Below are 7,846 nucleotides of genomic sequence, written 5' to 3' on the forward strand. Positions count from 1 at the left end.
TCGGCGAGCAGCTTCCATGCACGCCCGCGGGGCGAGACGGGCAAGATAAAGCGATCGCCGGCATCCGCCGTGACCAGTCGAGGGGGCTGCCGGCCACTGCGCTCCTGTTCGATGCGCTGGAGGCTGGCCTCGATGTCGTCAGCGTTATCCGCAGGAAGGTCGAGCGCGCGCAGCACGGCACGCAACGTGTCGGCCGGGGTGGATTGCGGACGATCCAGCGCGTCGCGCCAATACACGTCCACGCCAGCCTGTTCCGCGAGCAGGGCGAGACGATCGTCGAGGGGGGCGTTCACGGCTCAGGACTCCAGGCAGGCGACCGCGCGGCGTGCGGGAAGCAGGCCACGCGATACAGAGGCGATCTCGGCGGCGTCGCCGTGTAGCCACGCCGCCGACGGCGATGGTGGCTGTGCGATGGTGACGTCGGTGTCACCGAGATTGACGAACAAAGTGAGGGCCTGGCCGCCGAGCGACCACGACGCCCTGAAGGCGCGCTCGCCGAGGGCCTCGGCGCCGAGGCTCCTCGCGTCGTCGATGTAAGGCGCGACGTACTTGTGGCGCAGGGAGATCAGGTCACGGATGAAAAGGCGGCGGTGCTCGCCGTGGGTGCCGTCGCGCTTCGGGATCGACGCGGTGAACGTGTCGTACTCGTTCGGATCCGGAATTTCTTCGCCGCCAAAGCTGGTGAACCCGGCGAACTCCTTGCGACGGCCTTCGCGAACCGCGTCACGCAGTTCCTCGTCCGCAAAGTCGGTGAAATAGAGGAACGGCGTGCTGCTTGCCCACTCCTCGCCCATGAAAAGCATCGGTACGAAGGGGGACAGCAGGAGCAGGGTCAGGGCCGCTTCCATGGTTTCCCGATCGATCAGGGTCACGAGCCGCTCGCCGAAGGCCCGGTTGCCGACCTGATCGTGGTTCTGCAGGAAGTTGACGAAGCGCACCGGCGCCAGGTGTCCACTGGGCTCGCCACGGCGGCGCGATCCCATCATCTCGCCCTGGAAAGCAAAGCCTTCGCGGAGCGTCCGCAGCAGCTTCTCCATCGGCGAGGCGTAGTGGGCGTAATAGCCCTCGTTCTCGCCGGTGAGCAGCACATGCACAGCATTGTGGAAGTCGTCGTTCCACTGCGCATCGAAGCGCCCACGCCCGAGCAGGTTGGCCTGGTTGCCCTCGTTCTCGAGGATCAGGTGGACATGGYGGTTTGGTCCCACCGCCGCATGAACGCGACTGGCCAGCGAGGCCAGCCAGCCCGGATTGCCGATCGCGTGCACGGCATCGAAGCGCAGGCCGTCGAAGCGAAACTCCTGGATCCAGTACAGCGCGTTATGCACGAAGTAGTCGCCCACCTGGGGCGACGACACGCCGATGGCCGCACCCCACGGCGTGTGCACGTCTTCATCGAAAAACCGCGATGCGTAGGCGCCGAGGTAATTGCCGTCGGGGCCGAAGTGGTTGTAGACGACGTCCAGGAACACCATCAGGCCGAGATCGTGCGCCGTATCGATCATGGCCTTGAGGTCTTCCGGCGAACCATAGGCATCGGCCGGTGCGTACGGCAGGACACCGTCGTAACCCCAGTTGCGCTCACCGGGAAACTGCGCAATCGGCATCAACTCGATGGCGGTGACTCCGAGCGAGGCCAGATGCGGCAGGATCATCTCCACGCCGTGGAAGCCGCCGAGCGCGCCGACGTGCAGCTCATAGACGATCGTCTCGTGCCACGGTCGGCCGTTCCATGCCGTATTGCGCCATTCAAAGGACAGCGGGTCGGTCACGACACTGTAGCCATGGACGTCACCGCCGCGCTGGCGACGCGAGGCCGGATCCGGCACCGCCAGCGAACCGTCGATGCGGAAGCGGTAACCCACGCCCACCTCGGCGGGGCAGATGCACTCGAACCAGCCATCATCGAGGGACCGCATGGCCGCGGTATGCCCCGTATCGCATTCGAGCGACACCGACTCGAGGTCGGGTGCCCAGAGCCGGAATCGCGTGCGACCGTCGCCCAGCGACTTGGCGCCGTACGGCATCGCGTGCACGTAGCGAGCCGTCATGCCGGTTCCGTCCGGACGATCGAACCCAGCAGGATCACGCTATGGCCTGCCACGGCGATGGTCGGTTCGCTCCAGGGCACCTCGCTCGCCGACGGTGAGGCGGTATTGCAGCGCAGCCGCCAGATGACCGCTGGCTGGGGCAGGTGGAACACGTGGGTTTCCGGGGTGGCGTTGATCAGGACCAGCGTCACGTCGGCGCGCTTCTCGCCATAGGCCTGGGCACGGCGCAGAGCCAACAAACGACCCTCGGTATAGCCCCAGGTGGCCTGGGTCATTTCCGCGCCACTTTCGTCGAACCAGGCGACCTCGCGCATGCCGGGCGCGACCTCCTTGTCGCCACGCAGGAAATGCGCCGCGCGCAAGGTGGGGTGCTGTTCGCGCAGGCGTGCCAGGCGCGCGACGAAATCGGTGAGTTCCCTGCCCTGCTCCGAGGTGGCAAGCTTCCAGTCGTACCAGGACAGTTCGTTGTCCTGGCAGTACGCATTGTTGTTGCCCTGCTGCGTGCGACCGAATTCATCGCCACCCAGGAGCATCGGCGTGCCATGCGAGAAGAACATCGTCGCCAGCATCGCCCGCTTCACGCGATCGCGTTGCAGGACGATCGCCGGATCGTCGCTGGGACCTTCGACGCCGTGGTTATAGCTTTCGTTGTCGTTGCCGCCGTCGCGATTTTCTTCGCCGTTGGCATCGTTGTGCTTGTCGTTGTAGCTGACCAGGTCTTCCAGGGTGAAGCCATCGTGCGCGGTGACGAAATTCACCGAAGCCCACGGCTTTCGTCGCTGGTGATCGAACAGCTCACCCGAGGCCTGGAGCCGGCCGGCAAGGACACCACGCATATTCGAATCGCCTTTCCAGAACTTGCGGATGTCGTCGCGGAACTGGCCGTTCCATTCGGCGAAGCCGGGCGGGTGATTGCCCAGCTGGTACCCCCCGGGACCGATGTCCCAGGGTTCGGAAATCAGTTTCACATTGGCCAGCACGGGATCCTGGCGCATGGCGTCAAACAGGCCACAACACGGATCGAAGCCGTTTTCCTCACGCCCCAGGCTGACCCCGAGATCGAAACGAAAGCCGTCGATGTGGAACGTTTGTACCCAATAGCGCAGCGAATCCATCACCAGCTGGATGACCCGCGGGTGCGCCGTATTCACCGTGTTGCCGGTGCCGGTGTCGTTGATGCAATAACGCGGATTGTCCGGCATCAACCGGTAGTAGCTCTTGTTGTCCAGGCCGCGGAACGACATCGTCGTGCCCAGCTCGCTGCCTTCGCAGGTGTGGTTGTAGACCACATCCAGGATGACCTCGATGCCAGCGGCATGCAGGGCCTGTACCGCCGCCCGTATCTCATTGAGTGCGCCCTCGGCCATGTAGCCTGGCTCGGGTGCGAAGAAGGCGAGCGTGTTATAGCCCCAGTAGTTGCGCAGCTTCATCTCGGTGAGGCGGCGGTCCTGCACGAAGGCATGCACCGGCAAGAGCTCCACCGCGGTAATGCCAAGCTTCACCAGGTAGTCGATCACGTAGGGATCGGCCAGCGCGATAAAGGTGCCACGCTCGTTCTGCCGTATGCGCTTGAGTGTTCGCGTGAAGCCGCGCAGGTGTGTCTCGTAGATGACCGTCTCGTTCCACGGCGTGTGTGGTCGGTTCCCTCCCGTCCAGTGCATCGGCTCGTCGACCACCACCGCTTTCGGCATGGCCACGGCGCTGTCACGCCGATCGAACGAGAGATCCGCCCGTGGCGAGGAAACGCGATAGCCGTGCAGGGCATCCGACCAGCGCACCTGCCCGTGCAGCAAGCGTGCGTACGGATCGAGCAGGAGCTTGTTCGGATTGAACCGGTGCCCTTCCTCGGGCTGGTAGGGACCGTAGGCCCGGAAGCCGTAGAGCGTCCCGCCGCGAACCCGCGGCAGGTAGCCATGCCAGATTTCGTCCGTGCACTCCGGCAACTCGTAGCGCGCGATCTCTCGCTTGCCGGAAGGATCGAACAGACACAGTTCGATGCGCTCCGCGTGCGCGGAGAACACCGCAAAGTTGGTACCCATGCCATCGCAGGTCGCACCCAGGGGATACGGCGTACCGGACTGCATGCGTTCGGGAAGTGCGGGCATCGCGATCCTCGTCAGTCGGCCACGAACATGACCGTCGATAGCGGCGGCAGGCTCAGCACGACCGACTGCTCGAAGCCGTGCGCGGGTACCGCCTGGGCGTGCCGCTCGCCTTCATTGCCGATACCCGACCCGCCATATTCGACGGCGTCCGAGTTCAGCGCTTCGCGCCATCGCCCGCCTTCGGGGACGCCGATACGGAAACTATGTCGCGGGGTCGGCGTCAGGTTGCTCACCACCAATACGGTGCGCCCACCGTCGGCCATGCGCAACCAGGCGAAGACGCTCTGCTCGGCATCGTCACCGATGACCCAACGGAAACCGCGAGGGTCCGAATCCCACGCATGAAGCGCCGGCGTCGCCGCGTAGAGGTGGTTCAGATCGCGCACCAGCTTCTGCACCCCCAGGTGCAGGGGATGGTCGAGCAGCTCCCAGGCAATCTGGGCGTCATGGTTCCATTCGCGCGGCTGGGCGATCTCGCCACCGGTAAACAGCAGCTTCTTGCCGGGATGCCCCCACATGAAGCCGTAATAGGCGCGCAGGTTGGCGAACTTCTGCCACTCGTCACCGGGCATGCGACCAAGCAACGAACGCTTGCCATGCACGACCTCGTCGTGCGAGAGCGGCAAGACGAACTTCTCCGAGTAAGCGTAGACCATGCTGAACGTCATCTCGCCATGGTGCCAGCGACGATGAATCGGGTCGTGGGTCATGAAGTCGAGCGAATCGTGCATCCAGCCCATGTTCCACTTGAAGGTGAAACCGAGTCCGCCCTGCTCCACCGGCTGGGTCACGCCCGGCCATGCGGTAGATTCCTCAGCGATCGTCATGCAGTCCGGGTGGCGCTCGGCGACCAGCTGGTTCACGCGGCGCAGGAAGTCGATCGACTCCAGGTTTTCGCGCCCGCCGTATTTGTTCGGCACCCACTCGCCGTGCTTGCGGCTGTAATCGCGGTAAAGCATCGACGCGACGGCGTCCACGCGCAGGCCATCGACGTGGAAGCGTTCGAGCCACGCCAAGGCACTGGCAACGAGGAATCCCGAGACCTCGTTGCGACCAAGATTGAAGATGAGCGTGTTCCAGTCCTGATGGAACCCTTCCCGCGGGTCCGCATGCTCGTAAAGCGGCGTGCCGTCGAAATGCGCGAGACCATGGATATCGGTCGGGAAATGCGCGGGCACCCAATCGACGATGACGCCGACGCCCGCTTCGTGGCAGCGATCGACGAAGCGCGCGAAGGCCTCCGGTGTACCGAACCGCGATGTCGGTGCGAACTGGCCGAGCGGCTGATAGCCCCAGGACCCGCCGAACGGATGCTCGGAGATGGGCAACAGCTCGATATGGGTAAAGCCCATCCCGGCGACATACGGGATCAGCCGCTCACCGATGTCATCCCAGTGCAGCTCTTCGTTGTCCTTGCCGCGCAACCACGATCCCGCGTGCAGCTCATAGATCGACAGTGGGGAGCCGGCGTGATGCAGGGCACCGCGCTTGCGCAGCCACTCGCCGTCCGTCCAGTGGAACGCCGCCGGGTCGGCCACGATGGATGCGGTCGCCGGTGGCAACTCGGCGGCCAGTGCCACGGGATCCGCACGCTGGGTGAGCGAGCCATCCGCGCCCCAGATCTCGTACTTGTATCGCGCGCCGGCGAGCAGACCGGGGATGAACAACTCCCAGACGCCCGCTGGGACACGTTTGCGCATCGGATGGCGGCGACCGTCCCAACTGTCGAAGTCACCGACCACGCTCACCCGTTGCGCGTTCGGCGCCCAGACGGCGAAGCGCACGCCATGCACGCCATCGATCGTGACGGGATGTGCGCCGAGCACGCGGAACAGCTCGACATGCGTGCCGTCGGACATCCGCTGCAGGTCTTCATCGGCCAGCAATGTCGCGAACGCGTAGGGATCGTGGGTGTCGTGACTCGCGCCAGGCCAGCGGACGCGAAGACGATACGCTGACTCGTCCGGGGCGATGCCGGCGAAGAGCCCGTCGTCGTGAACGCGTCGAAGTTCCGCAACCGGCCGGCCCGCGGCGTCGATCAGCTCGACGCCCAGCGCGCCCGGTTGCAGGGTGCGCACCACGCGTCGTCCGTCGATCGTGTGCGGCCCCAGCAGGGCGAAGGGATCGCCGTGGCGACCCTCCACCAGTGCGGCAACCGCAGCGGTATCGCTCAGTCCGTAGCTGCGTGCGTCGGTCACGAATCCTCCTTCAGTTCAGTGGCGGTGTCGCCGCGCGCCGCATGGAGCAGGCCCCGCAGCGGCACGTCCAGCCAACCGGGCCGGTTGGCGGCCTCGTAGCTGACCTCGTAGGCGGCCTTCTCGATGATGAAGAGCTCGAGCAGCGGCGCAAGCGCCACGGCATCGACCCAGCGCACAGGCGCCGCATCCAGCACGCTCCGGTAGGCATCGAGGAACACCTTCGACGAGCGTTCGCGGAAGCGTGCGAGGTAATCGCCGAAGCCCTCGTCTTCCACGGGTGCGAGGCCATCCTCGCCACGACGGGCCATCGCCGCGGCGTAGTGAAGGGAGCGCAGGAACCCGGCGACGTCGCGCAGCGGCGTGTGCTTGCCGCGACGTTCCTCGAGCGACCTGGCCGGCTCGCCTTCGAAGTCGATGATGTACGCATCGTCCTGGACAACGAGAATCTGGCCGAGGTGGAAGTCACCGTGGGTACGGGTCAGGAGCGCACCCTTGCCTGCCGTCGCCAGCTCACCGATGTGCTTGTCCAGCATGGACACCCGCTCGTGCACGGCTTCGATCTCGCCGTGGACGGCGTCGGAGACGTTCGTCGCGTGGTCGAGCGAACCGATGGCGCGTTTCACCTGTTCGCGGACGCTGTCTCGCCATGCACTCGCCACGGACTCCGTCGCTGTCTCCGGATCGAACGCCGGAAGCTCCGACGGCTTCGCCAGCAGCGCATGCAGTTCGCCCAGACGCGTGCCGACAGCGGCGGCGAAAGCGTCGTAGCCGCCTTCGATCTCCGCGCGGCGCTCGTCGTCGTTGGAGTGGCTGTATTCGTCGTAGCTACGACGCAGGAAGTCCAGCGTCCAGCGCCACGCGTCACCCTGGTTACGCAGGAAACCCTGCAGGACGGCGATCGTGGTGCGATCGCCCTGGTCGTCGACCCGCACCACTTCGCCCAGCAGCGGCGAGGTGTTGGCGTAGCCGTTGTCGGTGAGGAAGCGGCCCATCTCGACTTCGGGATTGATTCCCGCCGAGGTGCGGCGGAACAGCTTCAGCACGCCCTGGTCGTGGAGGATCATCGAGCTGTTCGATTGCTCGGTGGTCATCCAGCGGTTTTCGACGTCGCTGGAGAACGCGTCGGGATCGAAGGCATCGGTCCGCTCGAAGCGAACGAAGCCGCCACTCACCGGCAGTTCGACCTCATTACGCAGGCCGATCAGCAAACCGGACGCAAATGCCTCGAGCGAGAAGCCATCCGTCAGCAGACCGATACGACGGCCGCGGCGCACGCGGGCCAGCGTGAGCTGCTGGGCACGCGCGGTCGGATTCTCGTCTTCCCAGACGATACCCACCGGCAAGCTGTAACGCTCCTTGCCGCCATCGGCCAGGGTTGCCTCGACCTCCGTGAACACCAGGTCGTCTCCGCGATCGGGCCAGGGCACCGCGTAAAGAATCTTTACCGATTCGATGCCGCGGTCTTTCGCCGCGAACCAGCGGCGCACGCCGAGGT

The 7,846-nt window shown here is 65.3% G+C and carries 4 protein-coding genes and 1 pseudogene; all 5 read right to left on the bottom strand.

From position 1 onward, the window contains the following. A pseudogene (locus AC1DYM_RS22565) lies at positions 1 to 293 on the bottom strand (hypothetical protein); the annotation flags it as partial. Between the two features lie 3 nt (positions 294 to 296). Then, positions 297 to 2,048, bottom strand: a complete 1,752-nt coding sequence (treZ, locus tag AC1DYM_RS22570; RefSeq protein ID WP_477342225.1) for a malto-oligosyltrehalose trehalohydrolase — start codon at positions 2,046 to 2,048, stop codon at positions 297 to 299. Then, positions 2,045 to 4,153 (bottom strand): glycogen debranching protein GlgX, encoded by a 2,109-nt coding sequence (gene glgX, locus AC1DYM_RS22575; protein ID WP_477342226.1) that lies wholly within the window; start codon positions 4,151 to 4,153, stop codon positions 2,045 to 2,047. The genes treZ and glgX overlap by 4 nt, the downstream gene beginning before the upstream one ends. Before the next feature lie 11 nt (positions 4,154 to 4,164). After that, positions 4,165 to 6,351, bottom strand: coding sequence for a 1,4-alpha-glucan branching protein GlgB (gene glgB / locus AC1DYM_RS22580; RefSeq protein ID WP_477342228.1), 2,187 nt, complete (start codon positions 6,349 to 6,351; stop codon positions 4,165 to 4,167). Further along, on the bottom strand, positions 6,348 to 7,846 hold a 1,499-nt coding region (locus tag AC1DYM_RS22585), incomplete at its 5' end, for a putative maltokinase (protein ID WP_477342230.1). The genes glgB and AC1DYM_RS22585, both read right to left, overlap by 4 nt.

This window comes from Luteibacter sp. P1_D3, from assembly GCF_056406135.1.